The following is a 17,313-nucleotide window of genomic DNA, read 5'->3' as shown; positions in this document are numbered from 1 at the left end:
ATAAGGCTCCCATTCATCTGCGTTTATCTGCGTTCATCTGCGGTTGCTAAAAATCTTACTTCTCATTACTCCGAAATACTGACTTACCCTTCGCTTTCAGAGAATTAGCCGCATCTGCCAAAGTCTGCGCGAAAGGCTGCTGCGAGTGCATGAAAACGCGAGCGGTATTGCGTCCCGGCATACCAGAAATCGAGCCGCCCGGATGCGTTCCCGCCCCCGTGAGGAACAAACCGTCGATCGGCGTTTTGTAATTCGCCAACTCCGGTAAAGGACGGAAAAATATCATCTGATCTAGCGTCATATCAACGTGATAATAATTTCCCTTCAAAGCCCCCAAACGCTCTCCCAATTCCGCCGGACTTTCCACGCGGCGGCCGATAATTGAATTTTTGATATTGGGGGCGTATTCTGCTAATTTATCAATGCAGCGATCGGCAACTTTGTTTTTCAGCTCATCCGTCCAACCTGTACCGTGCTGACCGGTTCCTTCAGCATTTTCGATCATGTAAGGAGCAAAAAATTCAATCCAAGCCGTATGATGTCCGGGGGGAGCCATTGACGGGTCTAGTACCGTCGGAAACACCACATACATCGATGGATCTGAGTCGGGAATTCTACCGATCGAAGGGTCGCTGTGAGCGATTTCAACGTGTCTCACCGAGTCTGCAATTAAAACCGACCCGATTAAATATTCGTCCCGATGATTCCAGCGCTCGAATCTAGGCGCTTCATTGAGAGCTAAGTCTATTTTGAGAATAGTTTCGTTGTTGTTAACAATTTTGCGCTCCAATCTTTCCCGCAAATCCGGGTCGGCACTGTCAACATCGCTCGAGTCCATTAAGTGCAGAAACAAGCGCTTAGCATCAATATTAGAAATGACACCTTTTGTAGCGCGGTATTCCGTGCCGCCGGCAACTCTAACTCCCACAGCGCGACCATCATCAACTAATATTTTCTCGACGTGCTGGTCGGTAAGTACCACACCCGAGTATTTTTTCACTACATTAAGCAGCGCTTGCACTAATGCACCCGTCCCTCCGCGCGGTCTTGCCATGCCGGGATTGTGCCTCATTGCCAGCATAATTGCGCCTACAGCCAGGGTTTTTTGGGAAGGAGGCGCGCCGAGTTCTGAGGCGAATCTGGCTAGGGGTGCTTTGATAAATTCCTCGTCAAACCACTCGTTAACAATGTCTTCAGCGCTGGTGAGCATCGTGCGAATAAAGTCCAGCGTTTTGTCGGGGGAACCGATGACTGACAATAAATCTTTGATCTTTGAAGTATCGTAGTTGCCCAGAATATCTATGATGGATTTTGGGGGCGCATTAAACATCGGAACCATTGCACCTAAAGCCCGCTGCCAAAAATTAGTATATTCGGCATATTTTTTAGCATCGCGCTCGTTGTAGCGCGCAATTTCAGCACAAGTTTTTTCTACAGATTTGTGCGCTAAGAAATATTTGCCGTCGGGATGCGGACAAAAGGCAACTGGATCGCAGAAAAGATATTCTAAACCGTGTTTTTCCAGTTCTAATTCTTCTACAACTGGCCCTAAATGGATAAATTCATGGTCGATCGCGCAAAGATTGAATTTAAAATCCGGCAATTCGGGAATCGCAGCTTCGGTAGTTGCCGCGCCACCGGGAACTGAACGTTTTTCTAACAAGAGGACAGTATATCCAGCTTTCAGCAGATAAGAGGCACAGACGAGTCCGTTGTGACCTGCGCCTATGATAATGACATCATACGTTTGCATAGATGAAGTTCTAGGGATAGGATATTTTGCTTATTTTACAAATGTTAACAAGTTGGCTGTCTCTACCAATAGAAATAGATTCATTGTCATTAAGCCATTTTAGCATATTACAAAAGATGGAGCTTTGACCAAATGCTGTTGTGCGATCGCCCTTATTTCTTCTTAAACTTACAGAGTGACCGTCGCTCTCAAATCGCGCCAAAATTGTACTATATTTAGCCACATTTATCTGCATTCAATTGAAAACTTAAGCCAACGAAGTAAGAAGGAAGAAGGAACAGGAAAGGGGGCATAGGGAATAGGGAACAGAAACAGTTTTGAGATTGCTTTTTTCCTTGCAACACGGCGAGTGGCAGGAGTTAAGCACTAGGAAAATTACTTACTCCCCACTCAAAACTGCTAGCCAATTACCTATTAGTACCTTGAGAAATATTACTTTAGTTGCTGGAGCGCCGCCTCCGCTTTTTGTACACCATCATTGTTGCCTTGCTGCCGGTAAGTGTCGAGGGCTTGTTTAAAAGCTTCAATTGCTTCGGATTTGCGATCGCGTGCTTTGAGTGCCGTACCCATATTGTAATAAGCGTCTGCCCTGTTTGGATCGAGCTTAATCACTTGCCCAAAAGTTGCAATCGCTCCTAAAAAATCTTGTTTTTCCAGTTGAATTTCCCCGATTCCTGCGTGTGCTTCCACTAAATTTGGTCGCACCACAATAGCCCGCTGATAAGCTGCCAGCGCTCCGTCTAAGTCGTGTTGCTCCTTGAGAATTTCGCCAATTTGTAACTGCACTTCTGGATTCCGGGGCTCCAATTTGCCAGCTTCTTCAAAAGCTGCTAGCCCTTCGGAAGTATAACCTGCACGCAGTAAAGCAGTGCCTAATTTTAACTGGACACCGGCTTGTTTGGGAGCTAGTTCGGCTGCTTGTTGGAGTACGGTGACAGCACTGGCAAAACTTCGCTGCTGGATCAATACTAAACCCATTGAAGAGTAAGCTTGCCAATTTTTCGGATCGAGGGCGATCGCCTCTTGGTATGCTTTAAATGAACCGCTGTAATCTTTTTGCTGAAAGAGTACCACTCCGAGACCGAGCCGGGCATTGACATTTTTGCGATCTAGCGCAGCGGCGCGGCGGTAAGCTGTGGCTGCTGCGGGATAGTTTTGCAAATTCGCCATAGCATATCCTAATGCGTATTGGAAGTCAGCATTGTTCGGTTGCAGGCCGATCGCTTGTTGGTAAAATTCTACTGAGGCTTGATAGTTGCCTTGACGCGCTTCTAAATAGCCAATACCAGAAAAAATGCGCGGATTTTCCGTATCTAAACGCGCCGCTTCCTGATAAATGGCGATCGCCTTACTGTAGTCTCCTAAATCTACCAACTCGCGCCCTTGTCGCAGCAAAGCATCTACATTTGAATTATTTTGAGGTTTGACTTCAACTGACGTTTCTGCTGAGAGCGCTATCTGCGGCGCTGCGACAGCGAAGCCTGCTACTAGCAACGTACTGAATACCAAGAGACTTTGTTTGTACACGGCCATTTGTTTCAAAGAGTGTGTGGAATGAAAGAGCGAGTAGCTGTCAGCTTAGCAAGCTGACCACTTATGGTTTACCAGGAATCTTTGAGCGGCGAGATGTAGTAAATCTACAGAACAAGACCCACTCAAAATTTTCGCGATTGAGGCCAACTGATGATTGTAACAACAACTGATATCATCCAAGGAGCAGAAATTCAATCTTACCTGGGAATTGTAACTGCTGAGGTGGTTTACGGCACCAATGCCCTGCGAGATTTCTTCGCGGGCATTCGCGACATCATCGGCGGGCGCACCGGCAGTTACGAGGAAGTGTTTCTCAAAGGACAGCGAGATGCCCTCGCGGAACTGGAAAAACGGGCCCAGCGCCTCGGCGCCAATGCCGTAATCGGGGTGGAAGTTGACACCGGCACGATTAATGTAGACTCGAACGGGGCTTTGCTGCTGATTACTGCCGTGGGAACGGCTGTAAGATTGCGTTAAGCTGTCTTTCCTGTATACGTCCGCGAAGTTTTCTAACGGGATAAAATAGTCATCACTCATCAGTCATTAGCTAATAGCGACTGGGTGAGGGTTGATGACTTTTTTGTTTCTTTCTTCAGACATAGAGACTGGTTATTTCCCCAGGCAGATATAGTTTTTATCAATCTCAGCCACAATCAATGCTTAGGTGAAAGATGGTTAAAAATTAAAGCAACTCTCAGAGGAAAAAAAAAGCTATGTCATACGTAAATAGACCTGTAGATAACGTTGGTACCGAACCCGTGGTTGTGAATTCAATGATGGAATACCACGATCGAGTACGTTGGGGCCCGATTTTTTCAGGTTTGGTAATTGCGATCGGCACACAACTGGTGTTAAGTGCATTGGGCGCTGCGATCGGGTTGAGCAACATTGCTCATTCAGGAGCTCCGCGCAGTATTTCAGGGGACGTGGGTGCCGGCGTCGGAATTTGGTCAATTATCAGTTTATTAATTAGCTTGGCCGTTGGCGGTTGGGTAACTGCTCGCGCTTGCGGCCCCATGAATCGCAACACAGCGCTTTTGAACGGAGCAATTTTGTGGGCAACTACCTTAACAATTGGCTCTTGGCTGTTAGCAAATGGCGTGGCCGGTACTTTTGGCGTAATAGCTGCGAATGCGGGAGAAGCAATTAATCAAGCGCAGCAGGGCGGGGTCAATTTGCCGAACCGAGCACCTAACGTATCTGCTCAGGATGCTCGCAATATTGCTGGTAATGCCGCGAAAGCTGGTTGGTCGTTTTTGTTCGGCTCGCTATTGGGTTTAGTTGCTTCGATGGTAGGAGCATCTGCCGGTGCGCGCACTCCCCGGAATTACTCGTAAAAGTTTCGTCAGACAAGGAAAGTTCATATTCATGAAAGCACTTTTTTCAAGGTGCTTTTTTGTTGGTTTCTCGTTTCCAAGTTCTAGCGAGGAACCCATTTCTTGAGGCTTTGCGTCCAGGTTTTTAAAGTTAGTCAGTTCTGTTTAGCGACCACGGCAGGCGCGTGTGAGTTTGGACTCTTTGTCATGGTAGCGGTAGGTTAAGACAATTTATTAAAAAAAATATTAAGAAAACTGAAAACTTTAATTTGATGACTCTATACTCCTAAAAGTAACTACGAAAACTTGATAGAAATACCGTAGTTAAAGAAAAAGTATCGGTGAATCAACAACAAGTTTGGCAAAATTCAGTGACTTCGATCGTTCAGTCTCTAAAATTTGCGATCGCAGCCAGTTCCCAATTGGTGCGATTTTCTGGGCAATTTCTCAAAAAAGCCCAGCATCTAGGACGGTCAGTCCAAGCGTACATCGTCTTGTTTTTACTAGCTGTAATTCTAACTACATCAATTGCTGCTTGCTCAGCAGCGAGTGGGGCTAATCAAGGCGATATCAAGCTCAACCTAGTTTCCTTCTCGGTGACGAAAGCGGCCCATGACCAAATCGTCCCTAAATTTATTGAAAAGTGGAAGAAAGAGCACAACCAAAACGTCATTTTTGAACGCAGTTATGGTGGGTCTTTAGCGCAAACCGACGATATCATTGCCGGTAAACAAGAAGCCGATGTGGTGCATCTTGCCCTCCCATTGGATGTGGTTCGCATCGAAGAAGCTGGTTTGATTAATTTTGGCTGGGAGGACAGAGCTCCTAGACGGGGAGTAGTTAGTCATTCTGTGGCGGCAATTGTCACCCGAGAAGGCAACCCCAAAGATATTAAAACTTGGGCAGATTTAGCCAAAGAAGATGTAAACGTGATTGCAGCAAATCCTCAAACATCGGGTATTGGCGTTTGGCAATTTTTAGGTCTGTGGGGGTCAGTAACCCAAGAAGGAGGCGAACCTCAACAAGCCCTTGATTTTGTGGGCAAAATCTATAAAAAGATTCCCACCCTAACCAAAGATGCCCGCGAAGCCAGCGACTTATTCTTCCAACAAGGTCAGGGAGATGCCTTAATCACCTATGAAAATGAAGTGATTTTAGCTGGAACGAAGGGACCAAAAACCAGTTACTTTGTTCCTCCCCTCAATATCTCTATCGATAATCCCGTGGCAATAGTTGATAAAAACGTTGATAAGCATAGAACGAGAGAAGTGGCAGCAGCCTTTGTCGATTTTCTCTATTCAGACGAAGCTCAGCAAGAATTCGCCAAATTAGGCTACCGTTCGGTCAATCCCTTTATCGCTCAAGGCGCAGAGGTGCAATTTCCCCCAATTAAAACTTTGTTCAATGCTCAAGATTTAGGAGGGTGGCCTTTGATAAAAGAGCAGTTTTTTGCAAACGGTGCCATCTTTGACCAAATTAAGGGAAAGTTCTGAACCTAAACACCTAATTCACTTTCATTTTTCCAAACTTACACTCAAATGCTATGAAATTTTCTCGTTGGTTTTACCTAATCCCTCTCATCGTCATGGGCAACCTGATGACGAGTTGTGACAATTCAGGAGATAAGGAACAGCAAATCAGTATTGATGGTGGTGCTGTGGGCTTTAGCGTTTCCCTCGCCGTCGCCGAAGAATACCAAAAACTTTATCCCAATGCCCAAGTCAGCGTCGCTGCCAGTGGCACAGGGGGAGGGTTTAGCAAGTTTTGTGCTGGAAACCTTGAGATTGCGGGGGCTTCTCGCACCATCAGAGAGGAAGAAATCAAAAAATGTGCCGACAAAGGAATCGAATTTATTGAACTGCCGATGGCACTTGATGGTCTTGCGGTAGTGGTTAATAAGGAAAATAACTTTGCCAAATGTCTAACGATTAAAGAATTAGACATAATGTGGAATGCCAAATCCGAAGGCAAGATTACCAGTTGGAAGCAAATCAATCCCGACTTTCCCGACGAAAAACTGTTGCTGTTTGCCCCTCCTTCCGATACAGGAACCTTTGATTATTTCACCCAAGCCGTAACGGGTAAAAGGAAAAATAGTCGTACCGACTTTACCCCCAGTCGCAACCAAAATACCCTCGTTCAAGGGGTGATTGGCAATAAATCGGGAGTGGCCTATCTGGGAATTGCCTTCTTGCTCCAAAACCAAGACAAATTGAACGAGGTGGCAATTGAAAATGCGGATGGAAAATGTGTTAAACCAGTTCCCCTTGATAACGTTCTGAGAAATATCTATAGCCCCCTCTCTCGCCCCCTCTTTATCTACGTCAATAAAAAAGCCCTTGAAACCAATCCTTCCCTGGAAAGATTCGTGAAATTCTATCTAGAAAATTCTTGGAAATGGGTAGATGGTGTGGGCTATGTGGCGTTACCTGATGAAGCTTATGTGAAAACTAAGCAAAAATTTGAGCGGCGTGAAACCGGAACGAAATTCAAAAAAGCCAAACCCGGTGAACCCATTACTAACTTTATTTAAGGAGGAAATCTCAAGCCCATGACCCTAACTCCTAGTTCCTTTGATGACTCCCTTTTCGCTGCGGATGACTTATTGCTTAAGAAGGCTTCGGAAGATGTCCCAGAAAAGATTATTGGTGCGGTTTTATTTGCCTGTGCCTTCGTGTCCGTTGCCACAACCTTTGGTATTGTCTGGATCATTTTCCAAGAGACTTTGGGTTTTTTCCAAGAAGTTTCTTTAGCCCAGTTTTTTCTGGATACCCGATGGACTCCCTTGTTTGCCGATCCCCATTTTGGCATCTGGCCGCTGCTGAATGGAACGTTTTTAACCTCTGCGATCGCTATGGCTGTGGCGGTCCCCTTGGGGTTGTCTTCAGCCATTTACCTGAGTGAATATGCCCAACCGAAAGTGGCAGCCGTGTTACGCCCTGCAGTGGAGTTATTGGGGGGAATTCCCACAGTAGTTTATGGTTACTTTGCTTTGCTTTTTGTCACTCCGGTTCTGCGGCATCTTTTCCCCTTAGAGATTTTTAATGCCCTCAGCGCTGGGTTGATGATGGGCATTATGATCACCCCCACCGTCGGTTCCATCAGCTTAGATGCCATTCAATCGGTTCCCCGTTCTCTGCGGGAAGGTTCCTATGCCTTGGGCATTACCAAACTAGAAACCATTTTTAAAGTGGTTCTTCCGGCGGCCTTGTCTGGGATTATGGCTTCGATTATTTTAGGCGTTTCCCGCGCAGTGGGAGAAACCATGACCGTTCTGATTGCGGCTGGATCGCAGCCTCGCCTCACTTTCAATTTCATGGAATCCGTCGCCACCCTGACCGCTTTTATGGCGGAGATTTCGGGGGGAGATAGTCCCAGGGGTAGCCTCAGTTTTAAGACTTTGTATGCGGTGGGAGCAGTTCTGTTCGTGATTACATTGTCTCTCAATATGGCCAGTTTCTGGATTTCTAGTCGCTTTAAGGAAAAATACGACTGATTGCTATGGTTAAATCAACTTCAACAAACAATTCCGTCAACACTGCCGAATTTACCGATAACCTAGAACGCCGAGAAGCGATCGGTAAAGTCTTTGAGTATCTATTCTTAATTGGGTTACTCATCGGTTTATTTGTCCTCGCCTTACTGGTTCTTAATATCCTTCATGATGGACTTGGCAGATTGCTAACACCGGGGTTTCTCACGGAAACGCCTTCCCGTTTTGCCGAACGCGGAGGTATCCGTCCAGCCATTATTGGGAGTTTCTTTCTGGGACTAATCGTCCTTCTGGTTGCGGTTCCCATTGGGGTAGGGGCTGCTTTGTACCTAGAGGAATACGCCCCTAAAAAGTGGTGGACTGCCGTGATTGAGATAAATATCGGGAATTTAGCGGGGATTCCTTCTATTGTCTATGGCTTACTGGGTTTAGGGGTCTTTAACTATTTACTAGGGTTTGGGCCTACCTTGATTTCGGGGGCATTAACTCTTGCCCTATTGTCTTTACCTGTCATTATCGTCACGGCAAGGGAGGCCATCCGCGCCGTTCCCGATTCCCTGAGAAATGCTTCCTATGGACTGGGAACTACCAAATGGCAAACCATTCAACACCATGTCTTACCCTATGCCATTCCGGGAATTCTTACGGGTATTATTATTTCTGTCTCCCGCGCCATGGGGGATGCTGCTTCTTTGGTGGTCGTGGGTGCTGTCAGTTTCCTCACGTTTAATCCGGGTTTATTCCAACGATTTATGGCGTTACCCATTCAAATTTTCAGCTATATCACTCGTCCTGAACCGGGGTTTGCCAGTGCAGCCGCAGCGACGATTATTGTGCTGATTATCTTGATTTTGGGGCTTAATGGCGTCGCTATCTATCTGCGCCAACGCTATTCCACCCATTAATTAACTTGAGTTGTCAAGATTAAGGAGACTATTTCAGATGACTAACAGTAATACCAAACTCAACACGGACGATAGTGCGTTTGATGCAGAAGGCGTAAAGGTTTATTACAATGGCTTTTTAGCCCTGGTCGATGTCTATATCAAAATTCCCCGTCAAAAAATTGTGGCCTTTATCGGCCCTTCAGGCTGTGGCAAAAGTACCTTATTGCGTTGCTTCAATCGCATGAATGATTTAATCCCTGGTGCCAAGGTGGAAGGGAAACTCATTTACCGCAACCGTAATATTTACGATCCGCAAGTGAATCCCGTCAAATTGCGGCGACAGGTGGGAATGGTGTTTCAAAGACCGAATCCGTTTCCCAAGAGCATTTATGAAAATATTGCCTATGCCCCCCGAACCAACGGATATCAAGGAAATCTGGATGAATTAGTGGAATCTTCCCTCACACAAGCAGCTATCTGGAAAGAGGTTAAGGATAAACTGCAAGAGAAAGGAACGGCGTTATCCGGGGGACAACAACAAAGGCTTTGTATTGCCCGCGCGATCGCTATGAAGCCCGATGTTTTATTGATGGATGAACCTTGCTCTGCTCTCGACCCCATTTCTACGCGACAGGTCGAAGAACTGTGCTTAGAACTTAAGGAACGATACACAATTATTACGGTGACTCACAATATGCAACAAGCGTCAAGAATCGCGGATTGGACGGCATTTTTCAATACAGAAACCGACGATCAAGGCAAACGACGCGGCAAATTGGTGGAGTTTGGTTCCACTGAACAAATTTTCCATTCTCCCCAAACCAAAGAAGCCGAAGAGTACATTAGTGGACGCTTTGGTTAAACGCAAGTGTCAGATTTAGACGTTACGCCTTGTCAGCAATGACATTACCTTCTGGGCCAATACTCCGGACAGTTTTGGGAACGATACTAGAAGCTTTACGGCTGTAAGTGGAACCAGAGACTCTGGAGCTGCGTTACCAGGAAGAGCCTGGTAACGAGTATAATTCACCGAGGAATGTGCGCGGGGCGCACCCTAGAAATTAAGCGGTGAAGTATTTGGCTGCTGGGTGATAGGTGATAATTGCGGTTGTTGATTGTTCCGGATAAAGTTGTTCGCTTTCATCCATGTAGAGGTTGATACGATCGCACTTTAACAAATCCAATTGCTTGTACTGATCCGTCATGTTCGGACAAGCGGGATAGCCGAAACTGTACCGCGAACCGCGATATCTTTGGGCTAGCATATCGCGAATGTTGTCCGGTTCTTCGCTACCAAATCCCAATTCCCGCCGAATTCGCGCGTGAGTCCATTCTGCTATTGCTTCCGCTGTCTGTACCGCCAACCCGTGGAAGTAGAGATAATCGGTATATTGATTGTTAGCAAAGAGCTTTTGCGCGTACTCCGTAGCAACTTCTCCCACCGTCGCTACTTGCATCGGAAATACATCGATTTTACCCGATTCTTTGGGCGCAAAGAAGTCGGCAATGCACAGCCTGCGCCCCGATTTTTGGCGGGGAAATGTGAATGTTGCAGCGGGTGTCGATACATCTTGCCCGCCAGCCATGATTTCTGGATCGTACAAATACAAAGAATTGCCTTCAGCTTGACAGGGAAAATACCCGTAAATTGCTTGCGGGTGCAGTAACTTTTCGGTAATAATTTTGTGTTTCCACTCTTCCAAGATGGGATAAACTGTTTCAGCTAAGAAAGCATCGTATTCTTCCCGCGATTGGTCTTTGGGTTTGCGGAACTGCCACTGACCGGCAACTAAAGCTTGCAAATCTAAGTGCCAGAAAATCTCCTCAAAGGGGATGTCTTCTCCCTGCAACAGTTTCGTTCCCCAAAAAGGAGGATTCGGGCGATCGATATCTGCAGCAACTGCTTCGGATCGGCTGGTATCTATCACCACAGGAGTGTCTGCTTTCTTGGTATCTTCTACAGAAGTTTCTGGCGAAGTTTTAACTTTTTTAACCCCCCCATTGCCATTTTCAGTTTCATCTAAAAATCCTTGCAAGTCTTCCCATTTACCAGCAGATTTGGCTGGCATGAGTTTGTCCATAAAGTGCAAGTCGGAAAACGCATCTTTGCCGTAAACAACTTTACCTTTGTAAGTATTTTGGCAGTCTTCATGCACAAACTTGGGAGTCAAAGCCGCGCCGCCCAAAATTACCGGAACCGTGATTCCTTTCTGGTTGAATACTTCCAGATTTTCTTTCATGAATGCGGTGGATTTTACCAGCAAGCCACTCATGGCAATACAGTCGGCTTTGTGCTTTTCGTAGGCTTCGATGATATTGTCAACTGGCTGTTTAATACCCAAGTTAATCACTCGGTAGCCGTTGTTTGATAGGATAATATCAACCAAGTTTTTGCCGATGTCGTGAACGTCGCCTTTGACAGTAGCGATGATGAATGTTCCTTTGGCGTTGTCCCCGGATTCGGACTTTTCCATGTGCGGTTCTAAATAGGCAACTGCCGCTTTCATTGTTTCTGCTGACTGCAATACAAATGGCAGTTGCATTTGTCCCGAACCGAACAATTCTCCGACTACTTTCATGCCGTCTAGCAAGAAGGTATTGATAATTTGCAGGGGCGGATAGGTTTCTAAGGCTTTGGCGAGTTGGATATCTAGTCCAATGCGTTCGCCGTCGATGATGTGCTGCTTGAGGCGTTCTTCTACCGGGAGGTTGGCGTCTTCTGTACGATCGCGCTTGGTAGTTTTGCCCGCAAACACCGTTGTCAGGTCGCCCAAGGGGTCGTAAATGCAAATATCGCCGTCAAACTCCCGTTCGTCGTAAATGAGTTTACGGCAGATTTCTTGGTGTTGGGGGTCGATTTTGGCGAGGGGCAAAATCTTATTAGGGCTGACAATTGCCGAGTCCATCCCCGCTTGCATTGCTTCGTGCAAAAACATGGAATTTAAAACTTGCCGCGCCGCCGGATTCAAGCCGAAGGAAATGTTAGAAACTCCTAAGATGACGTGACATCCTGGCAATTCTTGGCGGATGCGGCGGATGGATTCGATGGTAGCTTTGCCGTTTTTTCGGTCTTCTTCTATCCCGGTAGAAATTGGCAAAGCTAGGGTGTCAAAAAAGATTTCCTCGGCGGGAATTCCGTAGGCGACGGCGGCGTTATATGCGCGCTGGGCGATCGCAAATTTTTGGTCAGCAGTTCTGGCCATACCGTCTTCGTCAATTGTACCGATAACTATGCCCGCGCCGTATTTTTTCGCCAACTCTAAAACTTGATAAAAACGCGGTTCTCCGTCTTCGTAGTTAGTGGAATTCAGCAAACATTTGCCGCCCGCAACTTTTAAGCCGGCTTCCATCTTTTCCCATTCGGTGGAATCCAGCATTAAAGGGAGAGTTGCATTAGTCACCACGCGGGAAACTAATTCTTTCATGTCGCGCACGCCGTCGCGGCCGACATAATCAACGTTAACATCGAGAATGTGCGCGCCTTCTCGCACTTGTTCCCTGGCCATTGCTACTAAACCGTCCCAGTCTTCGGCGTTTAGCAAATCGCGGCATTTTTTGGAACCGCTGGCGTTGAGTCTTTCGCCGACAATTAAGAAAGAATTCTCTTGTTCGTAGGGTTGGGCGCTATAAATTGAGGCGGCGGATGGTTCCCAAGTAATTTCGCGGATTTTGGGTTTAAGAGTTTTGCCAATTTCTGATAGTTCGCGGATGTGATCGTAGCGGGTGCCGCAGCAGCCGCCGATGACTTGCACGCCTAAGTCTTCGACAAAGCGCATCAAGGCCATTTTTAATTCTATTGGCGTGAGTTTGTAGTGCGCGTGCCCGCCGATGTTTTCGGGTAAACCAGCGTTGGGAACGCAGGAAACGACGAAGGGCGAATGTTCGGAAAGGTATTTGACGTGTTCGGCCATGCGATCGGGCCCGGTGGCGCAGTTCAGGCCTAAAATGTCGATCGGGTAGGGCTGCAAAATGGCTAGGGCGGCGCTGATGTCGGAACCGACTAACATTGTGCCGGTGGCTTCCATTGTGACTGATACCATTAACGGAATTCGCGCACTTTTTTTCTTAAATACTTCTTCAATGGCATTTAATGCTGATTTAATTTGCAGCACATCTTGACAAGTTTCGACAATAAATAAGTCAACGCCGCCGTCATAAAGTCCTTCTGCTTGTTCGGCAAAAGCAGCGGTGAGTGTGTCAAAATCAATGTGTCCTAATGTTGGCAATTTGGTGCCTGGCCCGATCGATCCTGCGACAAATCGAGGTTTTTCTGGCGTGTCAAATTCGGCGGCGATACCCTTGGCGAGTTCGGCTGCTGTTTTGTTGAGATAATATGCTTTGTCTGCCAAATCGTATTCGGCGAGCACGATGGAAGCAGCGCCGAAGGTGTCTGTTTCGATGACATCGGCCCCGGCTTCGAGGAATCCCCGGTGCACGTTGGCGACGGCTTCGGGTTTTGTGTGGACGAGATATTCGTTGCAACCTTCGTATTCTTTGCCGCCAAAGTCTTCTGCGGTGAGGTTTTGGACTTGCAGGTTGGTTCCCATTGCGCCGTCGAAGACGATGACGGGGCGTGAGGGGTGGTGGAGGCGATCGAGGAATCTGCTATTCATAAGCGGTAAAAAAAGACAGGTGCTATATATTTACAATTTTATCTATTGTGCAATATTGTCAACAATTATGTGACTGTTGGCAAACGACTAATTACTGAAGGATTTAATGCTGCTGACAATAGTTCGTAGGCGCAAGCCGGGGCGTAGCCATCGTACCTGTAATTTTACCGATCGCCCTGGATTCTTGTCAAAATTCTGTTGTGGATGAGGCTGCGGGGGGAAAAACGGGCGAGTTGTGAGGGATTTTTTCGCTTAACTGTTGGGGAATTTTCCGAAAATGCGATCGAAATAATTAAACGAGTGATGTTAAAGGGCGATCGGATTCTCGGCTATCTCGTAGTTATGCTGGTAAGTACGATCGCGATCGCTACTCCTAGCACAAGCCATTGTTTGAGTGTTTCTTCTACGAATAGACGGAATTCGCTCAGATCCCATTGGTTGTTCCTCAGAACTTTCTGAGAGTGTTTACGGCAGCAAGGTTAGTGTTGAACATTGCCAGGTTCACATTAGTCCAAGTATAGGGTGGGCATTGCCGACTCTAAATGCTATAGCATTTCTCAGATAGATGAGGTATGTAATAAGGCTTGAAAGTCCCGATATTCAGGGAATCTCGTGCACCTCATATTTTTAAGAAATGCTATATGTTTTGCTGCCTTGGTTGATGGTGTTTGAAAATGTTTAATTGGTAAGATTCGATTCATCCTAACAAATGAGAACCGGAAAAAAGAGCGATCGCGAAAGAACATTTGGCAATGGTGGGACTAACAGAAGCAGCGGATAAAAAACCTACCCAAATTTCCGGCGGGATGAAACAACGGGTTTCGATCGCCCGCGCTTTAGCAATCCGTCCAAAAGTGTTAATATTGGATGAACCTTTCGGCGCTTTGGATGCAATTACGAAGGAAGAATTGCAGGAAGAATTGCTGAAAATATGGACGGATCATCGCTGTACGGTGTTGATGATCACTCACGATATTAATGAAGCTTTGTTTTTGGCAGATAAGTTGGTGATGATGACTAATGGCCCAGCGGCGAATATGGGGGAAGTGATGCAGATTCCTTTTCCACGTCCGCGCGATCGATCGCAAATCATGGAAGATCCGGAATATTATAATTTGCGGAACTATGCGCTAGATTACTTGTTCCGTCGATTTGCCCACGATGCGGATGAGGAGTAGTTTTTTTACCGCAGATGTTCACAGATGAACGCAGATGTTTATTAGCTGTGTTCATCTTTGTTTATTGGTCAAAAATATAGCGTTCGCAGAGGATGGTTTGGTTGTTTTGGATGAAGCGCGATCGCTTTTCCTGGCACAAACCATTGTTGAAGAATTTTTCTTTCATCTCATGGAAAACGATCGCTTTTCTTTTTGGGGAAGGCGATCGCTTTTTGGTTGAGATGAAGGGCGATCGCGATCGCTTTTCCTGGGACAAACCATTGTTGAAGAATTTTTCTTTCATCTAATGGAAAACGATCGCTTTTCTTTTTGGGGAAGGCGATCGCTTTTTGGTTGAGATGAAGGGCGATCGCTACTCCAGCTACAAGCTATTCAGGGCTTACGCAACTGTCACATGAGATCGCCTTCCCAGAGAGTGACAGAAGAGGGATACTTATTGACATTCGTCCTCTTTTCTTAACCTGTCACGACTGGTGGCGTTTCATATATTCGTCGCACTGCTGGATCAACTTCCAGGCTGATTTTTTCAAGGCGTTTATTAGCACATCATCAAGGTCAACGTATGTCATTGTCGTCTGCGTCGTAACTTTAATATCACCTATTTTTTGTATCTCATCTTTCAGCAGTCCTTTCGTAGTTGTAATGTCTTTATCTGCTGTTTCTACTAGGGATTTCATTCTCTCAAAAGACCTTTTCACCTCTTCAAGCTTATGTTGCAGCTCGGGAATCAGTTTTCCTTCTAAGACACCTGCGGCGATGGCATAGCTGATGATTAGTCCGAAGGGCCCCAACACTGCTCCAGCCGCAGCTCCCCCGTATGCCTGCTTGCGGAGATTGTCAACCTGGCTCTCGTAGTAACTGCTTCCTTTATTGAAGTCTTCGCCCAGTTGGTTGTTCAGTGTAGCGAGTTTTCCCGAAGCATCGTTGAAGCTCTTAGAACTTTTGCTGAGGGAATCCTGCGCTAGCGTCATCTTTGTTATACCCTCTTCTAGCACTTTTAACAGGATGACTTTCTGACCTTCCGCCGTTTTCGTATTGTAATTGTCGAACAATTGCAAGTAAGCCTTGAGCAGTTGGGAAGCCAGTCCACACCACTCGTATACCGACTGCACTGCTTTTAGGTAATCGTCGTTGCTATTCATAAGTAAGGTCTTTATTTCCCCTACTAGAATCGCAGCTTTTTCCGAGTACTCTTTTTCAAATTTTGTCAACTCTTTTATTGTGTCTTCAAATGTCTTCCATGGTATCACCTGGTCAATGACCTTGTTATATAGTTCTAGCGCTTTGTCACTTGCTTCTAAACCTTTTTGTACAATTTCAACCTGTGGTATTGATTGAGCAACCATCTTTTTATTTCCTTTTCCTTGATCACTACACTCTTGAGACGATTCAGAGAACAATTTGTGAATTTTTTGAAGTTGAAAACAAGTCGTAAGTACGGGGCAAGTGGTCAAAGCAATGATTCTGAATGGCTTGGGGTTTGTGGCTGCCCCGCTGTAACTGAAGAATTCTTCATCGGTAAAGCCAACGAACATCTAATCCGAAGTTCTTCTAAGGGAAACGCCTAAAACCCCTAATGCTAAAGCCACAACACCATTTTGATGCGATCGCTTACTGGGGATTACTCTACATTTTTGAAGGTTGTAGGCAGTCCTACGCCAGTACATTCTGCTTTGGGGTAGACCTTCCGATCGGATATCAGTTTATATGTCTTTTTAACCTCTAGACCAGCACTCTTTTCCCATTGGGTGATGGTTGCAGTTTTATCAGATGTATTGATATTTCCTTGGCCTGTTCCAAGTAAGATCTCAGAATTGTATTTATACACTTGAATAGTTGACATAGTTGGCTATCTCCGTAGTTCTAATCTGAGAGTTGTACGTATAGGAGACAGTTTCCAACGATAATTTGTGATTTTTTCGAGTTTGACGCTTTTTATTAAATAGATGCACCAGCCAAACAAAGTTTCAACCGCAAAAACCCTTTAAAACAACAATCTACAAACCTTCCAAAGCTTCCTTAACCTCCCCACGAGCAGGATAAAACAAATGCCGACTCAAAGCATTTCGATAACTCTGCACAGCACCCGCCACATCCCCCAACCCCGACAACGCTCTACCGCACCAGTAATGTGCAACACCGGGATTGAAACTCATCAATTAAAGAGTAGATTACTCTTGACACTTCTAAATTTGAATAGGAGTAACAGAAAAACTCTGGTACAAGCACAAAGCAATAGGGTGGGTAGTACCCACCCTACTAGCTTATGCAAAATAATAAAAAATCAAGGATTGTAGGACGGTTTTTGAAGTAAGGTTATCTGTGAAATGGTTAATTTAACAGCTAAAATTGCCCCTCCCCCTCTGGTTGGGTGCATAAATCCTGTTTATTAATGTTCCCCTCCTCCATATTGCACTTCATTTATTTCTTCAACGGAATTAGTTGCTTTCACAACGCCACCAGGGGTGCATCTCACTTTGGCAAATACATCAAATTGAAAGTTGACCGTTGAGATAAGCACAGCGAAGAGCAAGGATAGA

General features: G+C 45.9%; 16 protein-coding genes and 1 pseudogene. 9 read left to right on the top strand and 8 right to left on the bottom strand.

Annotated elements, in window-relative coordinates; translation table 11 throughout:
• Nucleotides 1-55 precede the first annotated feature (55 nt).
• Together crtO and QUA40_RS00080 are read right to left on the bottom strand one after the other, a co-directional pair.
• A complete protein-coding gene (gene crtO / locus QUA40_RS00085) occupies nt 56-1,753 on the bottom strand; it encodes a beta-carotene ketolase CrtO (protein WP_333120791.1) in 1,698 nt (565 codons plus the stop codon).
• Nucleotides 1,754-2,185: 432 nt separating this feature from the next.
• Nucleotides 2,186-3,286: a tetratricopeptide repeat protein gene (locus QUA40_RS00080; protein WP_333120789.1), complete on the bottom strand. Its 1,101-nt coding sequence runs from the start codon at nt 3,284-3,286 to the stop codon at nt 2,186-2,188.
• Between the two features lie 150 nt (nt 3,287-3,436).
• Between QUA40_RS00080 and QUA40_RS00075 the strand changes: the two genes are divergently transcribed.
• The 7 genes from QUA40_RS00075 (at nt 3,437) to pstB (ending at nt 9,844) form a co-directional block, all read left to right on the top strand.
• Nucleotides 3,437-3,763 (top strand): YbjQ family protein, encoded by a 327-nt coding sequence (locus QUA40_RS00075; protein ID WP_006634531.1) that lies wholly within the window; start codon nt 3,437-3,439, stop codon nt 3,761-3,763.
• Nucleotides 3,764-3,999: 236 nt separating this feature from the next.
• On the top strand, nt 4,000-4,623 hold the full coding sequence (locus QUA40_RS00070; protein ID WP_333120787.1) for a hypothetical protein: 624 nt from the start codon (nt 4,000-4,002) through the stop codon (nt 4,621-4,623).
• A 320-nt stretch (nt 4,624-4,943) separates the two neighbouring features.
• Nucleotides 4,944-6,095 carry a sulfate ABC transporter substrate-binding protein gene (locus tag QUA40_RS00065; protein ID WP_333120786.1) on the top strand — a complete coding sequence of 384 codons (1,152 nt, stop codon included), beginning with the start codon at nt 4,944-4,946 and terminating at the stop codon, nt 6,093-6,095.
• 50 nt (nt 6,096-6,145) lie between these two features.
• Entirely contained in the window at nt 6,146-7,135 is a 990-nt protein-coding gene (locus tag QUA40_RS00060; RefSeq protein WP_333120785.1) for a PstS family phosphate ABC transporter substrate-binding protein, read from the top strand.
• Nucleotides 7,136-7,153: 18 nt separating this feature from the next.
• Nucleotides 7,154-8,098 (top strand): phosphate ABC transporter permease subunit PstC, encoded by a 945-nt coding sequence (gene pstC, locus QUA40_RS00055; protein ID WP_333120783.1) that lies wholly within the window; start codon nt 7,154-7,156, stop codon nt 8,096-8,098.
• A 5-nt stretch (nt 8,099-8,103) separates the two neighbouring features.
• Nucleotides 8,104-9,000, top strand: a complete 897-nt coding sequence (gene pstA, locus QUA40_RS00050) for a phosphate ABC transporter permease PstA (RefSeq protein WP_333120782.1) — start codon at nt 8,104-8,106, stop codon at nt 8,998-9,000.
• 37 nt (nt 9,001-9,037) lie between these two features.
• Entirely contained in the window at nt 9,038-9,844 is an 807-nt protein-coding gene (pstB, locus tag QUA40_RS00045) for a phosphate ABC transporter ATP-binding protein PstB (RefSeq protein ID WP_333120781.1), read from the top strand.
• A 199-nt stretch (nt 9,845-10,043) separates the two neighbouring features.
• Here the strand turns inward: pstB and metH are convergent, their stop codons facing one another.
• Nucleotides 10,044-13,595, bottom strand: a complete 3,552-nt coding sequence (gene metH / locus QUA40_RS00040) for a methionine synthase (protein WP_333120779.1) — start codon at nt 13,593-13,595, stop codon at nt 10,044-10,046.
• A 306-nt stretch (nt 13,596-13,901) separates the two neighbouring features.
• The gene (locus QUA40_RS00035; protein WP_333120777.1) at nt 13,902-14,030 is read right to left on the bottom strand and encodes a hypothetical protein; all 129 of its coding nucleotides are present in this window, start codon (nt 14,028-14,030) and stop codon (nt 13,902-13,904) included.
• 317 nt (nt 14,031-14,347) lie between these two features.
• Here QUA40_RS00035 and QUA40_RS00030 point away from each other — a divergent pair, with 317 nt between their 5' ends.
• Nucleotides 14,348-14,773 (top strand): ATP-binding cassette domain-containing protein, encoded by a 426-nt coding sequence (locus QUA40_RS00030; protein WP_445301111.1) that lies wholly within the window; start codon nt 14,348-14,350, stop codon nt 14,771-14,773.
• A 61-nt stretch (nt 14,774-14,834) separates the two neighbouring features.
• Here the strand turns inward: QUA40_RS00030 and QUA40_RS00025 are convergent, their stop codons facing one another.
• Together QUA40_RS00025 and QUA40_RS00020 are read right to left on the bottom strand one after the other, a co-directional pair.
• Nucleotides 14,835-15,056 (bottom strand): hypothetical protein, encoded by a 222-nt coding sequence (locus QUA40_RS00025; protein WP_333120775.1) that lies wholly within the window; start codon nt 15,054-15,056, stop codon nt 14,835-14,837.
• Nucleotides 15,057-15,237: 181 nt separating this feature from the next.
• Nucleotides 15,238-16,119: a hemolysin E gene (locus QUA40_RS00020; RefSeq protein ID WP_333120774.1), complete on the bottom strand. Its 882-nt coding sequence runs from the start codon at nt 16,117-16,119 to the stop codon at nt 15,238-15,240.
• 76 nt (nt 16,120-16,195) lie between these two features.
• Here QUA40_RS00020 and QUA40_RS00015 point away from each other — a divergent pair.
• Nucleotides 16,196-16,314, top strand: a pseudogene (locus QUA40_RS00015) (DUF4277 domain-containing protein); the annotation flags it as partial.
• Between the two features lie 80 nt (nt 16,315-16,394).
• On the opposite strand, the gene QUA40_RS00010 reads toward QUA40_RS00015, so the two are convergent.
• On the bottom strand, nt 16,395-16,616 hold the full coding sequence (locus tag QUA40_RS00010; RefSeq protein ID WP_333120773.1) for a hypothetical protein: 222 nt from the start codon (nt 16,614-16,616) through the stop codon (nt 16,395-16,397).
• 154 nt (nt 16,617-16,770) lie between these two features.
• Entirely contained in the window at nt 16,771-16,929 is a 159-nt protein-coding gene (locus QUA40_RS00005; protein ID WP_333120771.1) for a hypothetical protein, read from the bottom strand.
• Nucleotides 16,930-17,313 lie beyond the last annotated feature (384 nt).

This window comes from Microcoleus sp. Pol11C3, assembly GCF_036701485.1.
Classification (GTDB): Bacteria; Cyanobacteriota; Cyanobacteriia; order Cyanobacteriales; family Microcoleaceae; genus Microcoleus.
The sequence above is the reverse complement of the archived record's forward strand: the minus strand, read 5'-3'. Positions and strand labels throughout refer to the sequence as shown.